The organism is Janthinobacterium sp. LPB2021202312-11-4 (genome assembly GCF_037049705.1).
Lineage (GTDB): Bacteria > Pseudomonadota > Gammaproteobacteria > Pseudomonadales > Pseudomonadaceae > Aquipseudomonas.
Map to the genome: position 1 here is coordinate 164,971 of NZ_JBAGKV010000006.1, position 25,833 is coordinate 190,803.

Annotated in this window: 26 protein-coding genes; 7 read left to right on the top strand and 19 right to left on the bottom strand. The window is 59.1% G+C overall.

Annotated elements, in window-relative coordinates; translation table 11 throughout:
- Window positions 1–10: 10 nt before the first annotated feature.
- Window positions 11–658 (top strand): pyridoxamine 5'-phosphate oxidase, encoded by a 648-nt coding sequence (pdxH, locus tag V5E99_RS09105; RefSeq protein ID WP_499802151.1) that lies wholly within the window; start codon window positions 11–13, stop codon window positions 656–658.
- Between the two features lie 5 nt (window positions 659–663).
- Here pdxH and V5E99_RS09110 read toward each other — a convergent pair whose 3' ends face one another.
- Window positions 664–900 (bottom strand): hypothetical protein, encoded by a 237-nt coding sequence (locus V5E99_RS09110; RefSeq protein ID WP_223432954.1) that lies wholly within the window; start codon window positions 898–900, stop codon window positions 664–666.
- 166 nt (window positions 901–1,066) lie between these two features.
- Here V5E99_RS09110 and V5E99_RS09115 point away from each other — a divergent pair, with 166 nt between their 5' ends.
- The gene (locus V5E99_RS09115; protein WP_054046952.1) at window positions 1,067–1,531 is read left to right on the top strand and encodes an outer membrane lipoprotein; all 465 of its coding nucleotides are present in this window, start codon (window positions 1,067–1,069) and stop codon (window positions 1,529–1,531) included.
- Window positions 1,532–1,629: 98 nt separating this feature from the next.
- On the opposite strand, the gene V5E99_RS09120 is transcribed toward V5E99_RS09115, so the two are convergent.
- The 6 genes from V5E99_RS09120 to nhaA form a co-directional block, all read right to left on the bottom strand.
- Window positions 1,630–1,860, bottom strand: coding sequence for a DUF7683 domain-containing protein (locus V5E99_RS09120; RefSeq protein ID WP_499802152.1), 231 nt, complete (start codon window positions 1,858–1,860; stop codon window positions 1,630–1,632).
- Window positions 1,861–1,946: 86 nt separating this feature from the next.
- Window positions 1,947–2,171, bottom strand: coding sequence for a hypothetical protein (locus V5E99_RS09125; RefSeq protein WP_499802153.1), 225 nt, complete (start codon window positions 2,169–2,171; stop codon window positions 1,947–1,949).
- A gap of 119 nt (window positions 2,172–2,290) precedes the next feature.
- Window positions 2,291–2,608, bottom strand: a complete 318-nt coding sequence (locus V5E99_RS09130) for a colicin E3-like toxin immunity protein (RefSeq protein WP_499802154.1) — start codon at window positions 2,606–2,608, stop codon at window positions 2,291–2,293.
- Between the two features lie 167 nt (window positions 2,609–2,775).
- Entirely contained in the window at window positions 2,776–3,009 is a 234-nt protein-coding gene (locus V5E99_RS09135) for a DUF7683 domain-containing protein (protein WP_499802155.1), read from the bottom strand.
- The gene (locus tag V5E99_RS09140) at window positions 3,006–4,112 is read right to left on the bottom strand and encodes a colicin E3/pyocin S6 family cytotoxin (RefSeq protein ID WP_499802156.1); all 1,107 of its coding nucleotides are present in this window, start codon (window positions 4,110–4,112) and stop codon (window positions 3,006–3,008) included. The genes V5E99_RS09135 and V5E99_RS09140 overlap by 4 nt, the downstream gene beginning before the upstream one ends.
- Before the next feature lie 195 nt (window positions 4,113–4,307).
- The gene (gene nhaA, locus V5E99_RS09145; protein WP_499802157.1) at window positions 4,308–5,495 is read right to left on the bottom strand and encodes a Na+/H+ antiporter NhaA; all 1,188 of its coding nucleotides are present in this window, start codon (window positions 5,493–5,495) and stop codon (window positions 4,308–4,310) included.
- Between the two features lie 250 nt (window positions 5,496–5,745).
- On the opposite strand from nhaA, the gene V5E99_RS09150 reads away from it, so the two are divergent.
- Window positions 5,746–6,840: a PLP-dependent cysteine synthase family protein gene (locus tag V5E99_RS09150; protein WP_499802158.1), complete on the top strand. Its 1,095-nt coding sequence runs from the start codon at window positions 5,746–5,748 to the stop codon at window positions 6,838–6,840.
- A gap of 95 nt (window positions 6,841–6,935) precedes the next feature.
- Here the strand turns inward: V5E99_RS09150 and V5E99_RS09155 are convergent, their stop codons facing one another.
- From V5E99_RS09155 to V5E99_RS09165, 3 genes are all read right to left on the bottom strand, one after another.
- A complete protein-coding gene (locus V5E99_RS09155; protein ID WP_499802159.1) occupies window positions 6,936–8,549 on the bottom strand; it encodes an NAD(P)/FAD-dependent oxidoreductase in 1,614 nt (537 codons plus the stop codon).
- Window positions 8,550–8,643: 94 nt separating this feature from the next.
- The gene (locus tag V5E99_RS09160) at window positions 8,644–9,297 is read right to left on the bottom strand and encodes a COG3650 family protein (RefSeq protein WP_499802160.1); all 654 of its coding nucleotides are present in this window, start codon (window positions 9,295–9,297) and stop codon (window positions 8,644–8,646) included.
- A gap of 178 nt (window positions 9,298–9,475) precedes the next feature.
- Window positions 9,476–10,075 carry a short chain dehydrogenase gene (locus tag V5E99_RS09165; protein WP_499802161.1) on the bottom strand — a complete coding sequence of 200 codons (600 nt, stop codon included), beginning with the start codon at window positions 10,073–10,075 and terminating at the stop codon, window positions 9,476–9,478.
- A gap of 105 nt (window positions 10,076–10,180) precedes the next feature.
- On the opposite strand from V5E99_RS09165, the gene V5E99_RS09170 reads away from it, so the two are divergent.
- Complete coding sequence (locus V5E99_RS09170; RefSeq protein ID WP_499802162.1) at window positions 10,181–11,095, top strand: LysR family transcriptional regulator; 915 nt, start codon at window positions 10,181–10,183, stop codon at window positions 11,093–11,095.
- Window positions 11,096–11,215: 120 nt separating this feature from the next.
- Here V5E99_RS09170 and V5E99_RS09175 read toward each other — a convergent pair whose 3' ends face one another.
- The 6 genes from V5E99_RS09175 to V5E99_RS09200 form a co-directional block, all read right to left on the bottom strand.
- Window positions 11,216–11,461: a DUF6124 family protein gene (locus tag V5E99_RS09175; RefSeq protein ID WP_499802163.1), complete on the bottom strand. Its 246-nt coding sequence runs from the start codon at window positions 11,459–11,461 to the stop codon at window positions 11,216–11,218.
- A 522-nt stretch (window positions 11,462–11,983) separates the two neighbouring features.
- Entirely contained in the window at window positions 11,984–12,685 is a 702-nt protein-coding gene (locus V5E99_RS09180) for an ABC transporter ATP-binding protein (protein WP_499802164.1), read from the bottom strand.
- Window positions 12,686–13,453 carry a high-affinity branched-chain amino acid ABC transporter ATP-binding protein LivG gene (gene livG, locus V5E99_RS09185; RefSeq protein WP_499802165.1) on the bottom strand — a complete coding sequence of 256 codons (768 nt, stop codon included), beginning with the start codon at window positions 13,451–13,453 and terminating at the stop codon, window positions 12,686–12,688.
- Entirely contained in the window at window positions 13,450–14,706 is a 1,257-nt protein-coding gene (locus V5E99_RS09190) for a high-affinity branched-chain amino acid ABC transporter permease LivM (protein ID WP_499802166.1), read from the bottom strand. Before V5E99_RS09190 ends, livG begins: the two co-directional genes overlap by 4 nt.
- A complete protein-coding gene (livH, locus tag V5E99_RS09195) occupies window positions 14,703–15,626 on the bottom strand; it encodes a high-affinity branched-chain amino acid ABC transporter permease LivH (protein WP_054046925.1) in 924 nt (307 codons plus the stop codon). The genes V5E99_RS09190 and livH overlap by 4 nt, the downstream gene beginning before the upstream one ends.
- 232 nt (window positions 15,627–15,858) lie before the next feature.
- Window positions 15,859–16,986 (bottom strand): branched-chain amino acid ABC transporter substrate-binding protein, encoded by a 1,128-nt coding sequence (locus tag V5E99_RS09200; protein ID WP_499802167.1) that lies wholly within the window; start codon window positions 16,984–16,986, stop codon window positions 15,859–15,861.
- Between the two features lie 350 nt (window positions 16,987–17,336).
- Between V5E99_RS09200 and V5E99_RS09205 the strand changes: the two genes are divergently transcribed.
- A complete protein-coding gene (locus V5E99_RS09205) occupies window positions 17,337–17,642 on the top strand; it encodes a DUF2288 domain-containing protein (protein WP_499802168.1) in 306 nt (101 codons plus the stop codon).
- Between the two features lie 397 nt (window positions 17,643–18,039).
- On the opposite strand, the gene V5E99_RS09210 is transcribed toward V5E99_RS09205, so the two are convergent.
- A complete protein-coding gene (locus V5E99_RS09210) occupies window positions 18,040–20,202 on the bottom strand; it encodes a hypothetical protein (protein WP_499802169.1) in 2,163 nt (720 codons plus the stop codon).
- A gap of 238 nt (window positions 20,203–20,440) precedes the next feature.
- Here V5E99_RS09210 and V5E99_RS09215 point away from each other — a divergent pair, with 238 nt between their 5' ends.
- The gene (locus tag V5E99_RS09215; protein WP_499802170.1) at window positions 20,441–21,334 is read left to right on the top strand and encodes an NAD(P)-dependent oxidoreductase; all 894 of its coding nucleotides are present in this window, start codon (window positions 20,441–20,443) and stop codon (window positions 21,332–21,334) included.
- Here the strand turns inward: V5E99_RS09215 and V5E99_RS09220 are convergent.
- Window positions 21,225–23,492, bottom strand: a complete 2,268-nt coding sequence (locus V5E99_RS09220; protein WP_499802171.1) for a putative bifunctional diguanylate cyclase/phosphodiesterase — start codon at window positions 23,490–23,492, stop codon at window positions 21,225–21,227. The two genes, V5E99_RS09215 and V5E99_RS09220, sit on opposite strands and share 110 nt — an antisense overlap.
- 177 nt (window positions 23,493–23,669) lie before the next feature.
- Entirely contained in the window at window positions 23,670–24,023 is a 354-nt protein-coding gene (locus V5E99_RS09225) for a YkgJ family cysteine cluster protein (RefSeq protein WP_201255534.1), read from the bottom strand.
- 346 nt (window positions 24,024–24,369) lie between these two features.
- On the opposite strand from V5E99_RS09225, the gene V5E99_RS09230 reads away from it, so the two are divergent.
- Complete coding sequence (locus V5E99_RS09230; RefSeq protein WP_499802172.1) at window positions 24,370–25,752, top strand: spinster family MFS transporter; 1,383 nt, start codon at window positions 24,370–24,372, stop codon at window positions 25,750–25,752.
- Window positions 25,753–25,833 lie beyond the last annotated feature (81 nt).

Here is a 25,833-nt window from a genome sequence, read left to right on the forward strand (position 1 = left end):
GGAATGCGCCATGACCCAGGCCCTGGCTGATATGCGTCGCGACTACACCCGCGACGGTTTGACCGAGGCGCAAGCCCCGGCCGAGCCGTTCGCGCTGTTCCATCAGTGGTTCGCCGACGCGGTGAAAACCGAACAGGCGCCGGTCGAGGCCAATGCAATGACCCTGGCCACCGTCGATCCGGACGGTCGGCCCCATTGCCGCATTCTGCTGCTCAAGGGCCTGGATGCTCAGGGCTTTACCTTCTTCACCAACTACGAAAGCGCCAAGGGCCAGCAGTTGGCGGTGAACCCGTTTGCCGCCATGACGTTTTTCTGGCCGACCCTGGAGCGTCAGGTGCGCATCGAAGGGCGCGTGGTGAAGGTCACGCCCGAAGAGTCCGACGCCTATTACCAGGTCCGGCCTCTGGGCAGCCGCCTCGGCGCCTGGGCTTCGCCCCAGAGCCGGGTGATTGCCGACCGTGGCGAGTTGGAAGATTTGCTCAAGGCCACCGAGCAACGGTTCAGCGACACCCAGCCCGACTGCCCGGAACATTGGGGCGGTTATCGTTTGCTTCCCGAGCGCATCGAGTTCTGGCAGGGCCGTCCGAGCCGCCTGCACGATCGCCTCAACTACCGTTTGCAGGGCGCCGACTGGATTCTTGAACGTCTGGCACCTTAAGCAGTCTACCGATCGGGATAGCCCGCTGCGGCGGCCTCAAGCCACTGCGGCAGGTCCCGACGCTTGATCTTCTGCGCCTGAGCGTTCGCCAGTTGCTGGAGCATAAAAGCTTTTTTATGCTCGTCCTTCCCGGCCAGGGCCAACGCCAGATCGCGGTCCATCCAGCGTTTGATCCGCACGTACAACCACCCATGGAAGTACAAACCGGCGACTGTGGTGACGACAATGATGAAGTAATCCATGAAAATCCTTGGGTCAACGGCGCAGTTTTGGTGATTTGACGCTACTGTGTTGTGAGTTCAGAGGCGCCTGTACCGGGCCTGAATGAAACCAATTTTATCCGGGCGACGCCGTGACAGGCGTCAAGCTGCGGAGTTTAATGAATACCTGTCCTTTGGAGTTGATGCTATGCGTAAGTCTGTTCTGCTGGTTGCTTCCTTTTCCACGATGGCGATGTTGCTCACTGGCTGCCAATCGAGCCTGACCGGTGACTCCTACTCCCGTGACGAAGCGCGTCGCGTGCAGACGATTCGCATGGGCACCATCGAATCTCTGCGCCCGGTCAAAATCGAAGGCACCAAAACCCCGGTCGGCGGCGTCGCCGGTGCCGTGGTTGGTGGTGTTGGTGGCAGCGCCATCGGCGGCGGTCGCGGCAGCATCGTTGCGGCGGTGATCGGTGCCGTTGCGGGCGGCCTGATTGGTTCGGCCACTGAAGAAGGCCTGACCCGTACCCAAGGCGTTGAAATCACCGTTCGTGAAGACGACGGCAGCATGCGCGCCTATGTGCAGCAGGTTCAGGAAAATGAAGTGTTCCGCGTTGGCGAGCGGGTGCGGATTTCCACTGTCGGTGGGACGAGCCGCGTTTCGCACTAAGCGGGAGCGAGTGATAAAGCGAAACCCCGATCAGGTGACTGGTCGGGGTTTTTATTTGCGTGAACGAGAGCATCACTCGATTGCGTAGTTGCGCAAAGTCACTCTGTGCACACCAGTTGTACTATGTGATTTGCACCCATGAGGGATCTTCCTGTCCAGTCTTCCAGTACCCGGATTTGTTCTGGAGACAAGTCGTAACCGTCAAATTCGTCGCTAGGTTGTTGCCAGTCCATTAGAGTCTTTAATGCTTCGTGTCTACTTTCGGGGACCTCAACGCTAAGAAGAATGTCCTCGGTCTGACGGTCGAAAATCTCTATGACATGTTTCATTTTGAGACTTTCCTTGTATGGGGGCAGGTTTGGTCTGAGCTCCGTTTATTGATCCTCGTTGTACGAAAACCGTTTTCGATTGCTCGTTAGTCGTGAGAAGTCAAAAACAGCTCCAGATCTTTAGGGAATTCTAGAGCGCATGCTTCTTCAATCCCGATGATTTGATGCTCGGTGAGGCGATAGTCGTGTAATGAGTCTTCGTCTTTCTCCCAACCCATAATCGATTTGAGCTCGGTGGTGGTAATAGGAAGCTGCTTCTCAAATGAAGGAAAATCCTCACCTTTCGGAATCCCCATAATTAAATGTTTCATGGCTCCACCTTTAAGCAGTAAGTGACGTGATGCTCGAGTTTTTTGTGTTTGGAGTTTTCGCTCAAGTCTCATTCGTTACATTGGACTCAGGGAAGAACCAAGAGAGTGAATAAAGCTGTTCACCAGGCCTTCCTATACCGAAACGATATTTGGTAGTCGAAGTTGGCTGGTTCAATCCTGTGCGTAAACAAGGGCTGAAGTTTAGGAATCCAGTCGGCTTTTACATCGACCCCTCCGTCATAAATATTGCCGGCATCCATCAAGCCCAACGCGTCAATGATTGAGCCGTCGTCGCCTAGATCTGCTGAGTATTCCTTCCCTTGCGCGATCTCTGTTTTTTTATCGTACCAATCCAAACTGACTTTCAGCCCCATGCCATCCTCACAGATACTTTTTAATGCTTCGTTTTTTTGGGCGGGTCTATTTGCGTTTGACAACGATGCTGTCCGCCGCTTTCGTCGGCGGGTATACCCATATATAAGGTGCCTGCGGCGCGGCTTCCAGTTTGGCAACTCGAATGGCACGACATCGACCGTTAGCGGTAACGAGTACAAGAAATCCCGGATCAGCGGACTGGTCCGGTCTTTTTGTATCTGAAAGATATCTAGGCATTGCAGCTAAGTTGGAAGAGGTAAACCGGGTCGTAAATGTTCTTACCCAGTATTTCTTCTAACGCAGAAAGTTGAGCTCGCGTCAGGTTGTATCCCTCCCAGCCCTGCTGGTCTGAGGTCCATCCCATAATTTCTTTCAACTGCTCATCGTACCCACTGGGTAATTCTTCTTCGAAGACGAGAAGCTCGGTTTCTTTATCGAAGGCTTCAATGACATAAAAAATCATGGTTCTACATTCCTTGTCTTATCCGCAGGTTTGGTCTGCTTGCCGGTTTCTGGATCATATTCACCGAGGTGACGACCACGTCTGTCGTACATTTCGACCATCCCGTGTTGTGAGTCCCATTCGAAAATAATCCCTTTTGAGGTTTTCCATCGTTTTCTTAGATTGCCGCCACCTTTAACCGGAGTTTTACGATTTGCCTTTACGGCGTCAGGAAAAGCAGTGAGTCCTGTCGGCGCAGAATGATATTTGTGGTGGGGAACACTCACCACAATATAAACAGGCAAGACCCCCGACCCCACCGGAAACACAAGAATGAAATCCCTGTATTCAGGCGGATACACCGGATTCACGATAATGCTGTCCGCCGCTTTCGTCGGCGGATAAACCCAGATGTGCGGTGCTTGCGGGGCGGCTTCCAGTTTGGGGATGCCGAGAATGTCGGACCCATCCACCGCCGGTGTCCAGATCAGTTCAATGCCATCGCCAAAGTCAGCCACTTGCTGACTGCCGCGCAACTTGAACTGCACGACATCGACCATTTCCCACTCGCGATGCTTGCCAGTGTAAAACCCGTAACCCTTGAGATTGCCATCAGCCTGTTGCTCGATCCTCAGGCGCACGCGGGTGCGGGCCTGTTTCAGGGTGCGCAGTTGTTCTTCGGTGTACAGCGCGCTTTCACCCAGGCTCGGCGTCCAGAACAACGCGACCAAACCAGTCAACACAGTGGCTCCTGCCACGCCGAGTGCAGGTGCGGCAGTTAGTGTCGGGAGCCGCAACGCGAGGTGGCCGATGCCGACCGGGAGGGCATGGCTGCTGATTTTTTGCAGGTTCAGCAGACCGTCATCGTCTGCTTCACGGGCACCGAGCCAGGCGACTTCCCCGTAATCCTTGAGGCTGTCGGTGGGCACCATGCCCGAAGGGTTGGCGTAGTCGATGATGGCGTCCGGCAGGTTGCAGGACTTGGCAAAGACGCAGCCGGCACGAACGGGTTCGTCTTTAGACGCGCTGACTGGAAGACGGCGCTCGAAGGCTTCTTGCCTGGCGAGCATGGCTTCGTAGGCGCTTTGCCTGGCGTCCCGCTCGGCCCGTTCGGTCGCGGTCATGAAGCGGTGGGTAACGTGGTGCCCGTCGCCTGCCGGTGGGTTGGGAACCCGGGGGATATCCTTTTGGCCAGCCACTGATCATCCTTTCATTCGTCCGTCGGCAGTCCCGATAAAGGGGCTGCACGACGTTAACGAACGCGGTTAATCGTGGCTGTAGGACGAGTCTTTAAAGTCCTTAGGACCGTTCTCTGTTACTCAGGATTGCAGCGCAGCGCTCTTGCGGCTCGCCAATGCCGTCACCGCATACCCAATCAACGCGGCCAGGATCGAACCGGTCAGAATCCCCATCCGGTCCATCCCGGCGTATTCACTGGCTCCCGGCACGAACGCCAGGGAACCGACAAACAGGCTCATGGTGAAACCAATCCCGCAGAGGATCGCAACCCCCAGCACCTGACCCCAATTGGCGCCTTGGGGCAGGGCGGCGATGCCGATTTTGACGGCCAGCCAGGTCAGGCCGAACACGCCCAGGGTCTTGCCCAGCAGCAGGCCGACGGCGATGCCCATCGGCACGTGGTGAGTGAAGCTTTCCAGGGTCACGCCGCTCAGGGACAGGCCGGCGTTGGCGAAGGCGAACAGCGGCAGGATGCCGTAGGCGACCCAGGGGTGCAGGGCGTGTTCCAGAGTCATCAGTGGCGAAGGCTCGGCATTTTTGGTGCGCAGCGGAATGCAGAATGCCAGGGTGACGCCGGCCAGAGTCGCGTGGACACCGCTCTTCAGTACGCAGACCCACAGGATCAAACCGATGATCATGTACGGTCCGAGCTTGACCACCCCGAGCCGGTTCATCGCGATCAGCGCGACGATGCAGGCCCCGGCCAGAGCCAGGGACAAGGTCGACAATGTGCCGGAATAGAAAATCGCGATCACGATGATGGCGCCGAGGTCGTCGATGATCGCCAGGGTCATCAGGAACAGCTTCAGCGACACCGGAACGCGTTTGCCGAGCAAGGCGAGTACGCCGAGAGCGAAGGCAATGTCGGTGGCCATCGGGATGGCCCAGCCACCCAGTGCGCTCGGATCATCACGGTTGAGGAACCAGTAGACCAGCGCCGGCACCACCATGCCGCCAATCGCCGCCGCGCCGGGCAGGACGATTTGCGAGGGTTTTGACAACTGGCCGTCGAGGACTTCGCGCTTCACTTCCAGGCCGATCAGCAGGAAGAACATGGCCATCAGGCCGTCGTTGATCCACAGCAGTAACGGCTTGGCGATTTTCAGCGCGCCGATCTGGGCCACCACGGGGGTATCCAGCAGCCCGTTGTAGAGCCACGACAGTGACGAGTTATTGATGATTAGAGCCAGAGCTGCCGCAGCGATCAGTAACAGACCGCTGGCCGCTTCCAACTGAAAGAAACGCGTGAATGTGCTACGCAGAGGCAAGGTCGCTCTCCATCGATGAATTCAAAAGGTGGCACACCCTAACCCGTACCGTTAGTTGTTAAAACAAAATTTATATTCTTTTTTGTTATATGCCGTTACAACGCAAGGTGTGGTCGCGAACCTGAGCCTAGCAGTTGCCCGGCGTTTTGGACCTCAGCTGTATCTGTGCGTGTTGCAGGAATTTTCCTAAGCTTGTGGGCTGAGCCTTGCAACAAGGCCGACTCTTGCCTGATTCAACGAGATCACCACCATGAGCGACAACCGACAGTGGGCCCGCGAAGCCATCCGGATCATTGAAGCCGACTTCCAGCGCAGCGCCGACACCCACTTGATCCCCTTGCCGCTGCCGGGTTTGCCGGGTATCGAGTTGTATTTCAAGGATGAGTCGAGCCATCCCACCGGCAGCCTCAAGCACCGGTTGGCCCGTTCGCTGTTCCTTTATGCGCTGTGTAACGGCTGGCTCAAGCCCGGCGCGCCGGTGATCGAAGCATCCAGCGGTTCGACGGCGATTTCCGAAGCGTATTTCGCGCGTTTGCTCGGCCTGCCGTTCATCGCGGTGATGCCGGCGACCACCTCCAAAGAGAAGATCGCGCAGATCGCTTTCTATGGTGGTAACAGCCATTTGGTGGACGATCCGACCCAGATCTACGCCGAATCCGAACGTCTGGCCCGTGAGCACGACGGCCATTTCATCGATCAGTTCACCTACGCCGAGCGCGCCACGGACTGGCGGGCGAACAACAACATCGCCGAATCGATTTTCCAGCAGATGCGCTTCGAGCAGCATCCGGAGCCGAGCTGGCTGATTTCCAGCCCCGGCACTGGCGGCACCACCGCAACCCTGGGTCGCTACGTGCGCTATCGCCAGCATTGCACCCGCGTACTGTGCGCCGATGCCGAGCGTTCGGTGTTCTTCGATTACTACCAGACCGGTGACGCCAGTTTGCGCCTGGATTGTGGGTCGCGGATTGAGGGGATTGGTCGGCCACGGGTGGAGGCGTCGTTTCTGCCCAAGGTGATCGATGCGATGGTCAAAGTGCCGGATGCGTTGTCCCTGGCCGCCATGCATTACCTGGCGCAGCGTTTGGGCCGGCGTGTGGGCGGTTCGAGCGGCACCAACCTGATCGGCGCTTTGATCGCGGCCGGGCAAATGGTTGCGGCGGGGGAGTCGGGGTCGATCGTGGCGATCCTGTGTGACGGCGGCGAACGTTATGCCACCACCTATTACGATCAGGATTGGCTCAAGGGCCAGGGCTATGAATTGAGTGGTTTGATCGAGGCTGTGGCGGCCAGCGTCGAACGCGGCGAACCGCTGCCGGCGACCGTGCTACGCGCCAATATCTGATAGAAGCGAAAAGATCGCAGCCTTCGGCAGCTCCTACATGAGAGTGCATTCCTCTGTAGGAGCTGCCGAAGGCTGCGATCTTTTGCTCTTAAGGCCTAAGCCTCAAGGCCGAGAATGTCGCGAGCCACCGCTTCGGCAATCCGAATCCCGTCAACACCCGCCGACAAGATCCCGCCCGCATATCCCGCACCTTCACCGGCCGGGAACAAGCCTTTCACGTTCAGGCTCTGCATCGACTCGTTCCGGGTAATGCGCAGCGGCGACGAAGTGCGCGTCTCGATCCCGGTCAACACCGCATCGTGCAGCGAATAACCGCGAATCTGCTTCTCGAACGCCGGTAACGCTTCACGAATCGCTTCGATGGCAAACGCCGGCAACGCCAACGCCAAATCACCAAAGGAAACACCGGGTTTGTAGGACGGTTCGACGCTGCCCACCTCGGTGGACGGCTTGCCGGCGATAAAGTCGCCGACCAGTTGCGCCGGGGCCTCGTAATTGCTGCCGCCGAGCACAAAGGCGTGGGATTCCAGGCGTTCCTGCAACTCGATGCCGGCCAGCGGGCCGCCCGGGTAATCGACTTCCGGGGTGATGCCGACGACGATCCCGGAGTTGGCGTTGCGCTCGTTGCGCGAGTACTGGCTCATGCCGTTGGTGACCACGCGGCCCGGCTCGGACGTCGCCGCCACCACGGTGCCGCCCGGGCACATGCAGAAGCTGTAGACCGAGCGACCGTTCTTGGCGTGGTGCACCAGTTTGTAATCCGCCGCCCCCAGTTTCGGGTGGCCGGCGTACTTGCCCAGGCGCGCGCGGTCGATCAGCGACTGCGGGTGTTCGATGCGGAAACCCACCGAAAACGGCTTGGCTTCCATGAACACGCCACGGCCGTGGAGCATGCGGAAGGTGTCACGGGCGCTGTGGCCGAGGGCCAGGATCACGTGTTTCGAATGGATCTGCTCGCCGCCGTTCAACTCGACGCCGACCAGTTGACCGTCCTCGATCAACACGTCGGTGACCCGTTGCTGGAAGCGCACTTCGCCGCCCAACGCACGAATCTGCTCGCGCATGTTTTCCACTACGCCAGTCAGACGGAACGTGCCGATGTGCGGTTTGCTGACGTAGAGGATTTCTTCCGGCGCGCCGGCCTTCACGAATTCATGCAGGACTTTGCGGCCGATGAATTTCGGGTCCTTGATCTGGCTGTAGAGCTTGCCGTCGGAGAAGGTCCCCGCGCCACCTTCACCAAATTGCACGTTGGATTCCGGGTTGAGCACGCTTTTACGCCACAGACCCCAGGTGTCCTTGGTGCGCTGGCGCACTTCGGTACCGCGTTCGAGGATGATCGGCTTGAAGCCCATCTGCGCCAGCAGCAGCCCGGCGAAGATCCCGCACGGGCCGAAACCGACCACAATCGGGCGTTGTTGCAGATCGGCCGGCGCCTGGCCGACCACTTTGTAGCTGACATCCGGGGCGACGTTGACGTTACGGTCATCGGCGAACGTGTGCAGCAGCGTGGCCTCATCCTTGGCGGTGAGGTCGATGGTGTAGATGAAGCACAGTTCGGAGGATTTTTTGCGCGCATCGTAGCTGCGCTTGAACAAGGTGAAATCGAGCAGGTCATCACTGGCGATGCCCAGGCGCTGCACGATGGCAGGGCGCAGGTCTTCTTCGGGATGGTCGATGGGCAGCTTGAGTTCGGTGATTCGTAACATGACAGGGTCCGGTTCGCGGGGCGCACAACTGCGCCAAGGCGTTTGAAGGCGGCGATTATAAGCCCCAAACGCCGGTCCCGTGAGGCAAAAACGATCAGTCGTTACGCGAACCGCCGAAATACCCGCAGCCGCGCTGCACCTGGCCGTCGATCCGCAGTTCGGCGCTCATGTGCTGGACGCTGCCGCTGCTGCTGTCGACGCAACGGTTCGGTGCGACCCACAGTTCGATGTGCTTGCCGTTGGCTTCGCTGCTGAGGTTGAAACGCCCGTCGCCCAGTTGTTCTTCGACGTAAGGCACGGCCAAGGGGGGGGCGCCGGCGCGGTCGATGACCAGGCCTTTGCCGCTGACTTTGACGTTCCACTCCGGCCCATGACCGGCGGCCCGCAGGATCAGCAGTTTGAAATTCGGATCGTCGCACGCCGTGCCCGAGCGTTCGACGCGGTACAACTGCGCAAGGTCGAGGCGGCTGCCATCGATCCGGCCACGCACGTCGGCAAACAGCTTGCCCTGATCATCGGCCAGGGTCGCGGCCTCTTGCAGCACGCTGGTGCCGCCGGTGTCGTTGACCACAAAACTGCGCGATTCATTGCATGGCTGGAACACCAGTTTGCCGTCCGCCGCCGTCAACTGGCCCTGCATGCGGGTCTGGCCTACATGGGAGGCGCTCTGCCGAGGGCCATCAAGCAACTGGCAGGCGGCGAACAACGGAAGCAGGGCAACGAGGACGAGGGAACGGGCAACACGCATCTTTGGTTCTCCAGACAAGTGCCGCCACGTTACGCAGCCTGACCGTTCATCACAACCCCACCGATGGATGTCGATCACCCCGTAGGAGCTGCCGAAGGCTGCGATCTTTTGATCTTGATTTTTAAGATCAAGGTCAAAAGATCGCAGCCTTCGGCAGCTCCTACAGGTTGTGTGGTTCTTAACCTACGTGAAAGGTTTGACCTGTTTGCAGGCCTTCTACGCTTTTGGCGTAGGCCAATGCCACATCGGCTGCGGGAACCGGTTTGTAGCCACGGAAGTACGGCGCGTAGCTGCCCATGGCTTCGAGCAACACCGTCGGGCTGATCGAGTTGACGCGCAGGCCGCGCGGCAGTTCGATCGCGGCGGCGCGGACGAAGCTGTCCAGCGCACCGTTGACCAGGGCTGCCGAGGCGCCGCTGCGAATCGGGTCGTGGCTGAGCACGCCGGTGGTGAAAGTGAACGAGGCGCCGTCATTGGCGAATTCACGGCCGATCAGCAGCAGATTGACCTGGCCCATCAGCTTGTCTTTCAGGCCCAGGGCAAAGCTATCCGAGGTCATTTCGCCCAGCGGTGCGAAGGTGACGTTGCCAGCGGCGCAGACCAGCGCATCGAATTTGCCGGTTTGTTCGAACAGTTTGCGGATCGAGGCGCTGTCGCTGATATCCACATTGAAGTCGCCGCTGTTACGGCCAATGCGAATGACCTCATGACGCTGGGACAACTCTTTGTCGACGGCCGAACCGATGGTGCCGCCTGCGCCAATCAAAAGAATCTTCATCGTGCTGTTCCTCGAAGTAGTTGAACGAGGCTTAAGTCTAGGGTGGATTTTCCTGTTGATAAGCGTGCTAATAGGCAACCTTTGGTTTTCAATTGGAAACAATCCATGAGCGAAATGGATGACTTGGCGGCGTTCGCCGTGTTGATCGAAGCCGGAAGTTTTACCCTGGCGGCCCAGCAACTGGGTTGCAGCAAGGGACAGCTCTCCAAGCGCATCAGCCTGTTGGAAACGCGGTTTTCCGTGGTCCTGCTGCAACGCACCACGCGCCGTTTGAGTTTGACGGCCGCCGGTGCGGCGCTGTTGCCGCAAGCCCAGGCGCTTGTAGTCCAAGTGGAAAGGGCGCGTCAGGCATTGGCACGACTGAAGGACGACATGGCCGGGCCGGTGCGTATGACGGTGCCGGTGTCGCTGGGGGAAACCTTCTTCGATGGTTTGTTGCTGGAGTTTTCCAGCAAGTACCCCGAGGTGCAGATTGAGCTGGACCTCAACAACAGTTTTCACGATTTATCCCGCGACGGTTTTGACCTGGCGGTTCGCTCCGAAGTGGGCAACGACGAACGCCTGGTCGCCCGGCCGCTGCTGGCCTGGCACGAAATGACCTGCGCCAGCCCGGCCTACCTTGAGCAATACGGCGAACCGCTGACGCCCCAGGCTTTGGTTGAGCATCGTTGCCTGCTCAACAGCCACTACAGCGGCCGTGAAGAGTGGCTGTATCACCAGCAACACGAATTGTTACGGGTGCGGGTGTCGGGACCGTTCGCCAGCAACCATTACAGCCTGCTGAAAAAAGCGGCATTGGCCGGCGCCGGGATTGCGCGGTTGCCGTCTTACTTGCTGCAAGCGGAATTGGCCGACGGCCGATTGCGCTGGCTCCTGCGCGATTATCAGACCCGTCGCATGCCGATGTACCTGGTGCATCCGTATCAGGGTGGCCTGCCAAAGCGCACCCAAGTGCTGGCGGATTATCTGATTGGCTGGTTCAAACGCAGCGGCGAGGCCCTCGACAGACTCCAGCGCTAACACCCATCCCCCGTAGGAGCTGCCGCAGGCTGCGATCTTTTGACCTTGATCTTCAACGATCATGAAGAAAAACCAAGATCAAAAGATCGCAGCCTGCGGCAGCTCCTACGGGGAGGCTGGTTATTGTGGGTCGATCTGGTCCAGGGCCTGATTCACCGCCAGTTCGCCGAGCATGATGCTTTGCTGGATGCCGAGCAGCATGTGGCGGTCCGAGCCTTCCAGGAACGCGGCGAAATTGCTGGCCATCACGCTCGCCGAGGCCAGTGACTCACAGGCATGGCCGAGCAGGGTTTGCACATCGAAACCGGGCGCGACGAGGAACATCGTGCTTGGGGTGTGTGGGGGATTGGGTGAGTCTTTGATCATTCGTTTGTGCTCGCTTAAGGGCTGCGCCCGGCTCGCGACTAAACGAATTAGGGTGGCAGCGGTGTGCAGGTTAGTCGACCGATGAGCACAGAAACTCGGCGCGCCCGAAGGCGCCCTGCACACAGCCGCCATCAAGTGCAGGGATGGGAAACCTGACTTTTGGCACTTATGCGTTTCTGTGAAAAACAACCGAGCGACTAAACCCGACCACTGATGAGCAGTGGCAAGCAAACGATAAAGACCCGTCCCCAGGCGCACAAGCCGGCGGATTCTGGCGTAGCTGTAGGCAATGACGCAAGGCGTCGTAGCTTGCAGGAAGTAACAACTGACAAGCATTAAACACACCCTCAATCCCCCCAAAATCCCCCCGTAGGAGCTGCCGAAGGCTGCGATCTGTTGACCTTGATCTTCAACGATCATGAAGAAAAACCAAGATCAAAAGATCGCAGCCTTCGGCAGCTCCTACGGAGGGGCAGGCATAAAAAAACGGCCCGAAGGCCGTTTTTTGTTTCCCGGAAAACTTCAACCACCCAGATACGCTTCGCGCACTTTCGGATCGGTCAGCAGGGCTTCACCGGTGCCTTGCATCACCACCCGGCCGTTCTCCAGAACGTAGGCGCGGTCAGCGATTTTCAGCGCCTGGTTGGCGTTTTGTTCCACCAGGAACACCGTCACACCGTCCTTACGCAGCTGTTCGATGATGTCGAAGATCTGCTGGATGATGATCGGCGCCAGACCGAGCGACGGCTCGTCGAGCAGCAACAGCTTGGGCTTGCTCATCAGCGCACGGCCAATGGCGAGCATTTGCTGTTCGCCGCCGGACATGGTGCCGCCGCGTTGGGCGAAACGCTCTTTCAGGCGTGGGAAAAGTCCGAGAACCTTGTCCATCTGTTCCTGATAATCGCCCTTGTCGGTGAAGAAGCCGCCCATGGCCAGGTTTTCTTCCACGGTCAGACGGGCAAACACCCGACGACCTTCCGGCACCACCGCGATGCTCTTGCGCATGATCTGCGCCGAGCTCTGCCCCACGAGTTCTTCACCCATGTACTTGATGCTGCCGCTGTGGGCTTGCGGCGAACCGCACAGCGTCATCAGCAGGGTGGACTTGCCCGCGCCGTTGGCACCGATCAGGGTGACGATTTCGCCCTGGCGGATTTCCACGTTGACGCCGTGCAAGGCCTGGATCTTGCCGTAGAAGGTGGAAACGTTTTCGAATTGCAGCATTTACGCTTCCCCCAGGTAGGCTTTGATCACTTCAGGATTGTCGCGGATCTGTTCCGGCGTGCCGTCGGCCAGGGGCGTGCCCTGGTTGATCACGACGATGTGGTCGGAAATGCTCATGACCAGTTTCATGTCGTGTTCGATCAGCAGCACGGTCACATCGTGCTCTTCGCGCAGCACGCTGATCAGCGCCTTGAGGTCTTCGGTTTCCTTCGGGTTCAGGCCGGCCGCCGGTTCGTCGAGCATGAGAATCCGCGGGCGGGTCATCATGCAGCGGGCGATTTCCAGGCGACGTTGCTGACCGTAGGCCAGGGTGCCGGCCGGACGGTTGGCGAAGGCCTTGAGGTTGACCTTGTCCAGCCAGTACTCGGCGAACTCCATGGCTTCGCGTTCGCTCTTGCGGAACGACGGGGTCTTGAACAGACCGGCCAGGAAATTGGTGTTCAAGTGACGGTGCTGGGCGATCAAGAGGTTCTCGACCGCCGTCATGTCCTTGAACAGCCGCACGTTCTGGAAGGTCCGCACCACGCCTTTGCGGGCGATCTCATGGCCGGGCAGGCCCTGGATCGGCTGGCCGTCGAGGATGATGCTGCCGCCGCTCGGTTTGTAGAAACCGGTCAGGCAGTTGAACACGGTGGTCTTGCCGGCGCCGTTGGGGCCGATCAGTGCCACAACCTGTTTTTCGTGCACGGTCAGGGCGACGCCGTTGACCGCCAGCAAGCCGCCGAAGCGCATGCTCAGATTTTCGACTTTAAGGATCTCGCGGCTCATTTGCGCAGCTCCATGTGAGGACGTTGCATGGGCAGCAGACCTTGAGGACGCCAGATCATCATCAGCACCATCAAGGCGCCGAACATCAACATGCGGTATTCACTGAACTCACGCATCATTTCCGGCAGCAGGATCATCACCACGGCCGCGAGGATGACGCCCAGTTGCGAGCCCATGCCACCCAACACGACGATGGCGAGAATGATCGCCGACTCGATGAAGGTGAAGGACTCCGGCGTCACCAGCCCCTGACGGGCGGCGAAGAAGCTGCCGGCGAAACCGGCGAAGCTCGCACCGAGGGTGAAGGCTGACAGCTTGATCACCGTAGGGTTGAGACCCAGCGCACGGCAGGCAATTTCGTCTTCACGCAGTGCTTCCCATGCGCGACCGATCGGCATGCGCAGCAGGCGGTTGATGACGAACAGCGCACCGAGGGCCAGCAACAGGGCAACCAGGTAGAGGAAAATCACCTTGTTGATCGAGTTGTATTCCAGGCCGAAGTACTCGTGGAACGTCTGCATGCCTTCGGCCGCTTTACGCTCGAAAGTCAGGCCGAAGAACGTTGGCTTCTCGATGTTGCTGATGCCGTTCGGGCCGCCGGTGATGTCGGTCAGGTTACGCAGGAACAGACGGATGATTTCACCGAAGCCCAGGGTCACGATCGCCAGGTAGTCACCGCGCAAGCGCAGGACCGGGAAGCCGAGCAGGAAGCCGAACGTTGCCGACATCAGGCCGGCAATCGGCAGGCAGACCCAGAAACTCCAGCCCAGGTAGTGCGACAACAGCGCATAGCTGTAGGCGCCGACGGCGTAGAAACCGACGTAACCCAGGTCGAGCAGACCGGCCAGACCGACCACGATGTTCAGGCCCAGGCCCAGCATCACGTAGATCAGGATCAGGGTCGCGATGTCCACCGCGCCGCGTGAGCCGAAGAACGGCCACACCAGGGCACCGATGATCAACGCAACGATGATCCAGCGCTGAGTGGTCGGCAGGGTCAGGAAGTTGCTGGCCTTGGCCGGAATCAACGGCATGCTTGGCGAGGATTTCCAGGCCTTGCTGATCGGGTCGTTGAACATCACGCGCAGGAACATCAGGACCGAGCAGATCGCGATGATCGACAGGGTCATGTTGCTGGTGCCGTGAACTTCCAGGTTGATGCCGACGATGGTCAGTTTCAGACCGAGTACCGGGTAGGCCACAGCCCAGACCAGCAGGGCGCTGAAGAGCGCCTGTTTGAGATTCCTAGTCATACTTTCTCAACCTCCGGACGGCCCAGAATGCCGGTCGGCCGGAACAACAGCACCAGAACCAACAAGCCGAAAGCCACGACGTCCTTGTACTGGTCGCCGAAGATGTCGGCACCAAAGGCTTCCGCCACCCCAAGCACCAACCCGCCGAGCATGGCGCCGGGGATGCTGCCGATACCGCCCAGTACTGCGGCGGTGAAGGCCTTGAGGCCGACGAGGAAACCGGCGTTCGGGTTGATCACGCCGTATTGCATGCTCAGCAGCACGGCCGCGATGGCCGCCAGCGCAGCACCAATGACGAAGGTCAGGGCGATGATGTTGTTGGTATTGATCCCCAGCAGGTTGGCCATCTTGATGTCTTCGGCACAGGCGCGGCAGGCGCGACCCAGGCGGGAGCGAGAGATGAATAGCGTCAGGCCGAGCATGGCGATCAGGGTCACCACGAACACGACGATTTGCATGTAGGAGATCAGCACTTCGTGTGCGCCACCTGGCCCGAAGGAAAGATTCCCGGGGATCAGGTTGGGGATGGATTTGTCCTTGGAGTCTTGCGCCAGCAGAACGGTGTTCTGCAGGAAAATCGACATGCCGATGGCCGAAATCAGCGGAATCAGACGGTTGCTGCCACGCAAGGGGCGATAGGCAATCCGTTCGATGCTGTAGCCGTAGGCACTGCAAACGACGATGCTCGCGATAAAACCGGCGGTCATCAACAGCGGGACACTGTCGAGTCCCATCATGGCCAGGCCCGCGATGGCGATGAACGCCACGTAGGAACCGATCATATACACCTCGCCGTGGGCGAAGTTGATCATTCCAATGATGCCGTAAACCATCGTATAGCCGATGGCGATCAGGGCATACGTGCTGCCAACGGTCAGACCGTTAACCAGCTGCTGGAAGAAGTGATAGATGTCAGGCATTACTGCGCTCCTAAAAACCTGATACGCATTTCACTGGTGGAGTCATTTTCCCGCTCGAGCCCCGTGGATCTGCATCCACTTCGAATTCGAGGTTTGCCAGCGAACCGCTGATGACGGTTTTGAGATTTTCAGGTGGGGAGACTGGCGGATCACGCCAGCGCGGCCCAATACGTTCGTAAAACAAAGCCCACGGCACGCCGTGGGCTTTATTGGCAGTCAGTCAGGCAAAGCCTTACTGAGGCGAAGCTTCGGTTTTAGGTTTGCCGAAGTGCCACTCGTAAACCACGAATTTGAAGTCTTTCAGGTCGCCCTTGGCGTCGAAGCTCAGGTCGCCAGTCGGGGTCTTGAAGGAACCTGCGTGGATGGCCGCGGCCACTTTTGCAGGGTCTTCGCTCTTGGCGGCAGTGATACCACCGGCGATGACTTCAACAGCCGAGTACGAAGGGAACACGAACGGACCGCTCGGATCTTCTTTCTTGGCTTTGAACGCGTCAGCCAGGGCGACGTTGGCCGGGTCCTGGTCGAAGGATTTCGGCAGGGTCACCAGCAGGCCTTCGGAAGCGTCCTTGGCGATCTGCGAAATGGAGTCGTTACCCACGCCTTCCGGACCCATGAACTTGGCTTTCAGGCCTTTTTCCTGGGATTGACGCAGGATCAGACCCAGCTCCGGGTGGTAGCCGCCGTAGTAGACGAAGTCGACGTTGGCTTGCTTGAGCTTGGAGATGATCGAGGAGAAGTCCTTGTCGCCGGCGTTGATACCTTCGAACACGGCAACTTTCACGCCTTTGCCTTCGAGGGTTTTCTTCACGGCGGTGGCGATGCCTTCACCGTATTGCTGTTTGTCGTGCAGCACGGCAACGATTTTCGGTTTGACGTGATCAGCGATGTAGTTACCGGCGGCAGGGCCCTGGGCGCTGTCCAGACCGATAGTACGGAAGATCATTTTGTAACCACGGGCGGTGATGTCCGGGCTGGTGGCAGCCGGGGTGATCATGACCACGCCTTCGTCTTCGTAGATGTCCGAAGCAGGTTGGGTGGAGCTGGAGCACAGGTGGCCGACCACGAACTTGACGCCGTCGTTGACGACTTTGTTCGCGACCGCTACCGCTTGTTTCGGATCACAGGCATCGTCGTATTCAACGGCTTCGAGTTTCTTGCCGTCGACGCCGCCCTTGGCGTTGATTTGCTCGATGGCCATTTTGGCGCCACTGAACTGCATGTCGCCGTACTGGGCTACAGGGCCGGTTTTAGGGCCGGCGATACCGATCTTGATGGTGTCAGCTGCGAACGAATGGCTGGCAACCCCGGCCAGAACCATAGCGGCAAACAGTTTGGAAATCTGCTTAGTAGCCTTAGTCATAGTGCTCCACTCTTACTGTTGTAGTTTTTATAGTCCTGGCGCCGTAGCAGCAGAACCGGGTCAGATATCTGGGATATCCTCCGGAAAATGCCCCCGGCAACTGTACCGGTACAGTGTAGAGCGCCGATTGTTAGCCTGGGAAGGCAGCGCCGGGGGGCAAACCCTGAGGGTGTCGCTTTTTTGAAAGGAAATTACAGAAATGCGGCGGGTTGTTAGCTGGCTAATCGCTTGATTCAGCAGCATTCCTTGGCTTTCCTGCACTTTTCGTTCGTTGACTCAATTGCATCCGGGTTTTTCTGCCAGACCACCGACGTTATCATTCACGCCGATTTCTTTTCCGGACAGGACCCATGACTGAAGAACCTAGCACCCTCTATGCCAAGCTGCTTGGTGAGACCGCATCTATTACCTGGAAGGAACTGGAACCGTTCTTTGCCAAGGGTGCCCTATTGTGGGTCGACCCAAGCCTGGATTTGATCGCCGCCGCCGAGGCCGTGGCCACGGACGAAGGCCAGAAAGTGGCTGCCTGGCTGGCCGCCGATACCCTCGCCAAGCTCTCTGAAACGCGGGCGCTGGATCTTTTCGAGCGCGATCCCGAGCTGTGGGCGGTGGTGGTTTCGCCGTGGATTCTGATCCAGGAAAGGGCGACGAGCTGAAGCCTTGCACTAAATAAGTGCGTCGCTCGTCTGGCTAAAAGTGTGTAGGCGAGTAGCGTGATGGCATGTTGCCGTAGAGAAAGGCCACAGAAGGGTCTTGAAGAGGGTGACGTGCACGTAACGGGAACAGTTTTATGAGCAGCCTGAGGGCTGCTTAATTGTTTCTGGATGTTGTGGATGAGCGCAAAAGATCAAGATCAAAAGATCGCAGCCTTCGGCAGCTCCTACAGGGGGAGTGCTGAACCTGTAGGAGCTGCCGAAGGCTGCGATCTTTTGATTCGTGGGGGATTTGAGGACGCCTTCGCGAGCAAGCCCGTTCCCACAGGGGATGGCGTTCCTGTTGAAGGAATGCGATCGAATGTGGGAACGGGCTTGCTCGCGAAGGGGCCGTCCCTGATTAAGCAGTTTTACCGGTGTGGTTATTCAGCGAAATAACCTTGGTCTTGCCAATCCGGTGACGGTAGATCTCGCGCAGGTACTTGATGGCTTTCTTCACGCAATCCCGGGACAAGCGAATGTCGTTGATCGACACAAACTTGTCCTTGTCGCTGATCAGCTCGCGGTACTTCTTCTCGTACATCGGCTTGATCGCGTACCAGTTGGTGTCGAGGATCTTCGCCGGGTTTTCGAATTCGTTGAGCAGTTCGTCGATGCGGTCTTCGTCGAAGTCTTCATGGATGATGAAGTCGAGGATCGAGTTGTCCAGGGTCTCGTCGAAGCGGTACGGGTTCTTCGCGAAGCAGCGCTTGATGAAGGCCACGATCAGGGTCAGGAAGTCGTCCGACAGGCACGGGCTCTTGGCGATCAGGGTGGTCAGCGACAAGTTGGCCGAGGCGCCGATCACCAGCGCGTAACGCTTGAGCGTGGTGTTCGGGAACAGGCTGTTGAGGTGGGTCTTCAAGCGGTTCAGGTCCATGTAGGACAGCTTGTAGTCCTTGGGCAACGAAACGATCGACACCACCGACGAGCAATTCTTGAAGAAGTGCAGGTCGTGCAACGCGGCCGCGTCGTAGCCGGAATTCTTGTACTGCTCCAGAGACGCGCGATAGCGCTTGGACTCGATCGGCAACAGGCTGATGCCTTCGATGGCCTGAGTGACCTTGTTGAAGTGCGGCAGGTCGATGGAGCGGAAGAACAGGTCATCGATGTTCAGGCGCTGCGGCTCTTTATCGAACACCTTGAACTTGTCGCTGCTCGGCGCCGGGGTTTCCGGCACCACGGATTCGGCGTAGGCAATCGCCACTGGACCGGCCAGGCTCATGAACAAGTCGTTGGCGTCCAGGCGAATGGTTTCGCCGATGTCGATGCCGGCACGACGGAAATAGTTCTGGTCGTAGTCAGTCGTGACCGCTTGCGCCGTCAGAATGTTGAAGATCTGCTGCGAGATGTATTGGTTGGCGTGTTTTTCCATCGCATTGACATCAATGTTCTGGATGTTGCCGTCATCGCTTTCTTCGGCGTAACGCATGATGTCGTTGGAGATCAGCATCATCGCGTTCCATGGGCGGATACGCCCCATGACGCTGGCTTCGCTGCTGTCTTCATTGTCGAAGTTGTAGGAGAAGTCCCACTCTTCCGACAGGTATTTGCACAGCAGCCGACCGGCGTTGATGTGCAGCGCCTCGGACATTTCGCTGCGGTGGTCGGAAATGTTCGGCAGCACGCAGATGCCGCTGGTGAAGATCGGCTCGAAGACGAAAGCGTGGCCGCTTTTGCTGTCGTGCTCGTCCATCGGCTTGGTGTCGAACGTCTTGTTCATGTACGAGTGCTGCTGGGCCAGGCCGAATTCCGAGGCCATGCCCGAACCGGTACCGCCGCCGGCGCTGAAAATCGAGAAATACAGGCGCGACTGGTTGGCCTTGATCCCGCAGCTGTCGATCAGGTACGAGTGGATCATCTTCCAGTCAGGGCTGGAGAAACGCTGGGTGTCCTTGTTCAGGATGATCTTCGCCAGGTACTGGCCGAGGATCGGCGCGTTACCGGCGCCACCGGCGTGGACTTCGGACAAGTCCATGATCTTCATTTTGCTGTAGTCGCGCAGGAAGCCGCTTTTTTCGCCCTTGCGCGAGAAACGGATGCGCCCGGCGATGTCTTTGTCCAGGTCGCCGAGCATGACCAGCGGTTCGACCAGGAACACCGGTTTGGTGGCCTTGTTCGGCCCCAGGCGCAGGTTGTTACGAATCCATTGCGCCGGGCTGTAGCCTTTTTCGGCGTAGCGTTTGTCCGGCGACAGGCGATCTTCGTTGTTGAATTCGTTGAGGTAGAACTTGCGTGCGTTGTACACCAGTTCCGCCACGTCCAGCGCGATGTTCGAACCGCAGCGACCGAGGCCGATCAGGCACACCGACGGGAATTCCTGCTCGTTGTGCTGTTCGCTGTCGCCTTCCAGGTGCGGCGGGCGCGGGAACACCATGTCGCGCAGGCCGTCGAGGTTGTCGAGGATGCGGTCGGTGTTGGTTTCGGTGAAGTACAGGTATTGCTGGGTGGCCAGCGGGCGCGAGGGGATCAATGGCTTCGATGGCGACGGCGATGGGCTGTTCGCCGCTGGGCTCAGAGTCAAATCGGATACCGCTGTGGCCGGATTGTTTTTAGAAGTCATTGTGCGCCATGTACCTGGACTGGTTGGCTCGACAACAAGGTGTTATCGAACTTCACGGAATGGGATCTCGCGTCTTTTTGCGCGCGTATATTGCCCAAGCGACAGGGGCTGGGCCTGTGCATCACTCGGGGGAATCCTTTCCTTAGTCATGATGGATCGGCCAATATTCGGCGATCTTTAATCAAAAGGAGGCAAAATGATGGCCGCTTTACCTTCACTCGGATTCGCCGGGATCGGCTTGATGGGCTTGCCGATGTGCCGGCGATTGCTGGCGGCGGGCTATTCGCTGGCAGTGTGGAACCGCAATCCGGACAAGTGCGCACCGTTGGTGGAGGCGGGCGCGCGACAAGTCGTCACGCCTGCCGAACTCTGTGAGCACGCCGATGTGGTGATGCTGTGCCTGGCGGACACATCGGTGGTGCGCGAGGTGGTGTTTGGCCCGGCAGGCATCGCCGAGGGTGGGAAAAGTGGCCAGTTGCTGGTGGATTTTTCCAGCCTGGAGCCCACCGCCACGCGGGAAATGGCGACAGCGCTCGTCAGTAAAACCGGCATGGCCTGGCTGGATGCGCCGGTGTCGGGCGGGGTGGTTGGTGCCGAGGCGGGCAGCCTGGCGATCATGGTCGGCGGGGACGCGGCGGACCTTGAACGGGTCCGGCCGGTGCTGCTGACCCTCGGTCAACGCGTGACCCACATGGGCGGCGTCGGTGCTGGCCAGGTGACCAAGGCCTGCAATCAGATGATCGTCGCCTGCAATGCCCTGGTGATCGCCGAAGTGGTGGCGTTGGCCGAGCGCTCAGGCGTCGATGCGCGCCTGATCGCCGAAGCGCTGGCCGGTGGTTTCGCCGATTCCAAACCCTTGCAGATCCTCGCCCCGCAAATGGCCGAGAGCCGTTTCGAACCGGTGAAATGGCACGTGCGCACGTTGCTCAAGGACCTGGACACGGCGGTGAAATTCTCCCGTGAACAAGGCTCGGCCACGCCGATCAGCGGATTGGCCGCACAATTGATGCGCCTGCATGGGGGCCAGGGCTTTTTGGAAAAGGACCCGTCAACGTTAGTGCAGCTATACCGCGAGCCAGGCTCAACGGACTGACCGTGTGCGGGTGTTTGCGCTGGTTGATTTCGTTCAGCACCGGGCGCAGTTCCTCCAGGGGCACCGGGCGGCTGAGCAGGTAGCCCTGGACGAAATCACAGCCGTGGCGTTCAAGAAACTCGTATTGCTCGAAGGTCTCGACGCCTTCGGTGACCACCTGCAAATGCAGGGTGTGGGCCATGACAATGATTGCCTGGACGATCTCCATGTCTTGGGTGGCCTTGGGGATGTCCTGGATAAACGAGCGATCAATCTTCAACGTGTTCAGCGGCAGGCGCTTGAGGTAGGCCAGGGACGAATAGCCGGTGCCGAAGTCGTCGATCGACAGTGACACTCCGAGCGCGCGGATCTGCCGCAGCAACACCAGGGTGTTGGCGATGTTGCCCATCAGCGCGTTTTCCGTGACTTCCAGTTCCAGGCGTTGCGGCTCGACGCCGGTCGCGCGCAGGACGTGTTCGATTTCATCGGCCAGATCCTCGCGCGCCAGGTTGAGCGGCGAGCAGTTCACCGTGATTTTCAGTTGCTCACAGCCATTGCGCGACAGTTCGCCCAAGTCTTCGCAGGCCTTGCGCAGCACCCAGTTGTCCAGTTCGCCGATCAGCCCGTTGGCCTCGGCAATCGCGATAAAGCGCTCCGGCGCGAGTAAACCGTGAACCGGATGTTGCCAGCGAATCAGCGCTTCAAGCTTGGTGACCTGGCCGCTTTTTAGGTCGTAGATCGGTTGGTAGTGCAGCATCAGCCCGGTGTTTTCGCGCAGGGCATGGCGCAGTTCTTCCTCCAGTTGCAGTTCCAGCGTGGCTCGGGTTCTGAGGTTGGAACTGAAGAAATGCAGGCTGTTGCGGCCGCTGCCCTTGGATTGGTACAGCGCCAGGTCGGCGTTTTTCAGCAGTTCTTCGCAGGTCTTGCCGTCTTCGGGGAACAGGCTGATGCCGATGCTGGTGGTCATGACCATGCGCCGGCCGGACAACTCGATGGGCTCTTTCATTTTCAGCATGATGCGCTGGGCCATGTGCCGCGCCTCTTCGCGGTCGTGCAGGCCGATGAGGATGCAGAACTCGTCGCCGCCGAAGCGCGCCACCACGTCGTCGTGGCTGCGCACCGAGCCTTTGATGTGCCCGGCCAACACCTTGAGCAATTCGTCGCCGGCGTCATGGCCCAGGCTGTCGTTGATGCGTTTGAAGTGGTCGATGTCGAGGAACATCACCGCGAGCATCCCGCCCTCGTTGGTTTTCTCGATCAGTTTCTCGGCAAAGATCTGGTTGAAGCCACGGCGGTTGATCAGGTTGGTCAGGGCGTCGTAGTGCGCCACTTGTTGCAGTGACATGCGCGCCTGGTCCAATTGGCTGAGCAGGGCGTTGACCCGGCGCAGGTCGTGTTCTTTGTGTTGCAGCTTCTTGTCGGCCAGGGCCGCGCTGATGCAACTGCCGATAATCAGCAGGCTGATGACCGCCACCGTCAGCCCCAGTTGCAGATGGTTGTCTTCAGCGGGCAGCGCCTGCAGGCTGCCGGCCGGCATCACCAGATTGAGCGCCGCCATGCCGGTGAAATGCATGCCGACAATGCCCGCCCCGAGCACCAGGCTGGCGCTGTACTTGAGCAATTGATGGAACATCCCGTTGCCGTCGCGCAGGTAACTGGAAATCAACAGTGCGGCGAGGCTGGCGCCGATGGCGATGACAATGGAGAGGCCGAACAGGAAGGGGTTGTAGTAGGCCGTAGCACCCGAATGCATGGCGGCCATGCCCACGTAATGCATGGTCGCGATGCCCAGGCCGATCCAGATCGCGGCGCGCAGGTACTGCCAGAAACTCAGGTGCGGATGGCTCAGGGTGTGCATGGCCAGCCACGCAGCGGTCAGGGCAAACCCCAGCGAGAGCAAGGTGATGGGCAGTTGGTAGTGAATTTCGATCGGCGCCTGGAACGCCAGCATGCTGATGAAGTGCATGGCCCAGATGCCGACCGCCAGGCACCCGGCGCCGACCCAGCGCCAGAGCCGCTGTGAACCGGACTTTTCCACATGGCCGACCCGCTCGGTCATGTCCAGCGTGGCAAAACCGGCCGCACTCGCCACCACATAGGCCAGCAGCACCAGAAAAGGGTTGTAGGTGCAGTTGAGGATGACCTGCCCGCTTTCTGGCAGCTCGGTAATGAACTGCAAACCCAGCCACTCCATAGCATGCCCCGTCTCTGAGTCATCCTGGCCAGCGCCATGAACGCTGGCGAATGCCTTGGAGTATAGAGCTCATGTACGGAGCGCAAGCCGTGATGGCACGTTGACGCTAATGATTTTGGTATTAATACGATAGCGATCGGCGCTAAGTATTAATCGTTTTGTTCATACCGCTATTTCGAACTCGGGTTGCAGCGCCGGCAAACCGAACGCGGCCCGCGCAGCATCGCAATCGACGTTCGCTTCGCCATTGGCCCACGAGGCGTCGAACTCCCGGCAGGTGCTGGAGCGCTGATCGTAAATCGAGCATTGCACGGTGCTCCCCACCTCGCCGACCAGCCCGACGCAACGGGTGGGTTTGCAGTCGGTACCGAGCATGGCGACTCGGCTGGGGCTGATCGGCGCGACCAGATCATCCGGCACCGTCCCCCCGGCCGAGGTGCATTCACCCCAGAAAAAAGACACGCGAAAATGAGAACAGCAGGCACCGCAATTCAGACACGGACTGGCTTCGGACATGGGCGATAGTCAAAGAGGGATGGGGGCAACGGTGGGGCAGACAAGGTCGCTATTCTAGGCTTCGCCATGGACTTGGGAAGGGGGGCGCACAGGTATATTTTTCACCCGTATTCGCTGGCCACACGGTCCTGTAGGAGCAAAGCTTGCTCGCGATAGCGGTCTGTCAGCCGGCGAAGATGTTGACTGAACGACCGCTATCGCGAGCAAGCTTTGCTCCTACAGGTTGTGCGTGTGGCATTACCTGATATCAGGCTGGCGAATGATCACAGACACGCCGCGCGCGCCTGACTAGATTGCAGACTCCGGGGGCAGCGACGCCTTCATAACAATAAAAGAGACGGACCCCATGCAGAACTCGACCCAAGCGGCGAATGCCTGGCGCATTCTGTTCCTGCTGTTCCTGGCCAACCTGTTCAACTTCTTCGACCGCACCATCCCCGCCATCATCATTGAACCCATCCGCAAGGAATGGCACCTCAGCGACTTTCAACTGGGGATCATCGGCACCGCGTTCACCATCGTTTACGCCATCGCCGGCCTGCCATTGGGGCGGATGGCCGATACCGGTTCGCGCAGCAAATTGATGGGCTGGGGCCTGGCGGTCTGGAGCGGGCTGACGGCGGTCAATGGCCTGGTCGGCAGTTTCTGGGGGTTCCTGCTGGTGCGCATGGGCATCGGCATTGGCGAGGCGAGTTACGCACCGGCGGCCAACTCGCTGATCGGCGATCTGTTCCCGGCGCACCGTCGGGCACGGGCCATGGGCATTTTCATGCTCGGCTTGCCGCTGGGGCTGCTGCTGGCGTTCTTCACCATCGGCTGGATGGTCAAGACTTTCGACAGTTGGCGCGCACCTTTCTTTATCGCAGCAGTGCCGGGGCTGATCCTGGCGATTTTCATGTTCTTCATTAAAGAGCCGAAACGCGGTGCGGCAGAAAGCGTGCAAGTGTCCCAGGAACGCGTGGACCGGCCGATTCGCCGAGTGCTGGCGGTGCCGACCTTCCTCTGGCTGGTGCTGGCGGGGCTGTGCTTCAACTTCGCGACTTACGCTTGCAACTCGTTCCTGGTGCCGATGCTGCAACGTTATTTCCTGATGCCGTTGCAGGAAGCGGCGGTGGCGACCGGGGTGATCGTCGGCGTGACCGGGCTGTTCGGTCTGACCCTGGGCGGCTTGATTGCCGACAAGATTCACCAGCGCGTGGCCAATGGGCGGCTGTTGTTTGCGGCGTTCAGTCTGATCATCTCGACGGTGTGCACGGCGTGGGCACTGCATGCCGGGCGGATCGAGATTGGTGTGTTTGTCGCGGTGTTCAGCCTGGGTTGGCTGTTTGCGTACAACTTCTACACCTGCGTCTACACGGCGATTCAGGACGTGGTCGAACCGCGCCTGCGGGCCACGGCCATGGCGTTGTTCTTTGCCGGGTTGTATTTGCTGGGCGGTGGTTTGGGTCCGGTGGTGGTGGGTGGTTTGTCCGATCACTTTGCCCACACGGCGATGCTGGCGGACGGTGTCGAGCAGATGACCGAGGCGTACAAGGCTGTCGGGCTGCATGACGCGATGTACCTGATTCCGGTGGCGCTGTTTTTCACCATGGTGTTTCTGTTTATGGCGTCGCGGTGTTTTGTGCGTGATGCCCAGCGGATGAAGGATGGGTTGGTGGCGGTAAGTGAGGCAGCACCCCCCGTAGGAGCGAGGCTTGCCCGCGAAGGGAGCGCTGCGGTTCAACAGTAATACCGCGTTATCGTTCTTCGCGGGCAAGCCTCGCTCCTACAAGGGAATGCAGGCCGTCCGGAGCACCACAGAAATGCAGAG

What these genes read in the sequence shown, in the direction of transcription:
- V5E99_RS09110 (WP_223432954.1), bottom strand. Translation starts at nt 900, where the DNA reads ATGGATTACTTCATCATTGTCGTCACCACAGTCGCCGGTTTGTACTTC.
- V5E99_RS09115 (WP_054046952.1), top strand. Translation starts at nt 1,067, where the DNA reads ATGCGTAAGTCTGTTCTGCTGGTTGCTTCCTTTTCCACGATGGCGATG.
- V5E99_RS09205 (WP_499802168.1), top strand. Translation starts at nt 17,337, where the DNA reads ATGACTGAAGAACCTAGCACCCTCTATGCCAAGCTGCTTGGTGAGACC.
- V5E99_RS09120 (WP_499802152.1), bottom strand. Translation starts at nt 1,860, where the DNA reads ATGAAACATGTCATAGAGATTTTCGACCGTCAGACCGAGGACATTCTT.
- V5E99_RS09180 (WP_499802164.1), bottom strand. Translation starts at nt 12,685, where the DNA reads ATGCTGCAATTCGAAAACGTTTCCACCTTCTACGGCAAGATCCAGGCC.
- V5E99_RS09215 (WP_499802170.1), top strand. Translation starts at nt 20,441, where the DNA reads ATGGCCGCTTTACCTTCACTCGGATTCGCCGGGATCGGCTTGATGGGC.
- V5E99_RS09190 (WP_499802166.1), bottom strand. Translation starts at nt 14,706, where the DNA reads ATGACTAGGAATCTCAAACAGGCGCTCTTCAGCGCCCTGCTGGTCTGG.
- V5E99_RS09155 (WP_499802159.1), bottom strand. Translation starts at nt 8,549, where the DNA reads ATGTTACGAATCACCGAACTCAAGCTGCCCATCGACCATCCCGAAGAA.
- V5E99_RS09125 (WP_499802153.1), bottom strand. Translation starts at nt 2,171, where the DNA reads ATGAAACATTTAATTATGGGGATTCCGAAAGGTGAGGATTTTCCTTCA.
- V5E99_RS09170 (WP_499802162.1), top strand. Translation starts at nt 10,181, where the DNA reads ATGAGCGAAATGGATGACTTGGCGGCGTTCGCCGTGTTGATCGAAGCC.
- livG (WP_499802165.1), bottom strand. Translation starts at nt 13,453, where the DNA reads ATGAGCCGCGAGATCCTTAAAGTCGAAAATCTGAGCATGCGCTTCGGC.
- V5E99_RS09230 (WP_499802172.1), top strand. Translation starts at nt 24,370, where the DNA reads ATGCAGAACTCGACCCAAGCGGCGAATGCCTGGCGCATTCTGTTCCTG.
- V5E99_RS09150 (WP_499802158.1), top strand. Translation starts at nt 5,746, where the DNA reads ATGAGCGACAACCGACAGTGGGCCCGCGAAGCCATCCGGATCATTGAA.
- V5E99_RS09165 (WP_499802161.1), bottom strand. Translation starts at nt 10,075, where the DNA reads ATGAAGATTCTTTTGATTGGCGCAGGCGGCACCATCGGTTCGGCCGTC.
- V5E99_RS09200 (WP_499802167.1), bottom strand. Translation starts at nt 16,986, where the DNA reads ATGACTAAGGCTACTAAGCAGATTTCCAAACTGTTTGCCGCTATGGTT.
- pdxH (WP_499802151.1), top strand. Translation starts at nt 11, where the DNA reads ATGACCCAGGCCCTGGCTGATATGCGTCGCGACTACACCCGCGACGGT.
- V5E99_RS09160 (WP_499802160.1), bottom strand. Translation starts at nt 9,297, where the DNA reads ATGCGTGTTGCCCGTTCCCTCGTCCTCGTTGCCCTGCTTCCGTTGTTC.
- V5E99_RS09175 (WP_499802163.1), bottom strand. Translation starts at nt 11,461, where the DNA reads ATGATCAAAGACTCACCCAATCCCCCACACACCCCAAGCACGATGTTC.
- V5E99_RS09135 (WP_499802155.1), bottom strand. Translation starts at nt 3,009, where the DNA reads ATGATTTTTTATGTCATTGAAGCCTTCGATAAAGAAACCGAGCTTCTC.
- livH (WP_054046925.1), bottom strand. Translation starts at nt 15,626, where the DNA reads ATGCCTGACATCTATCACTTCTTCCAGCAGCTGGTTAACGGTCTGACC.
- V5E99_RS09140 (WP_499802156.1), bottom strand. Translation starts at nt 4,112, where the DNA reads ATGACCGCGACCGAACGGGCCGAGCGGGACGCCAGGCAAAGCGCCTAC.
- V5E99_RS09225 (WP_201255534.1), bottom strand. Translation starts at nt 24,023, where the DNA reads ATGTCCGAAGCCAGTCCGTGTCTGAATTGCGGTGCCTGCTGTTCTCAT.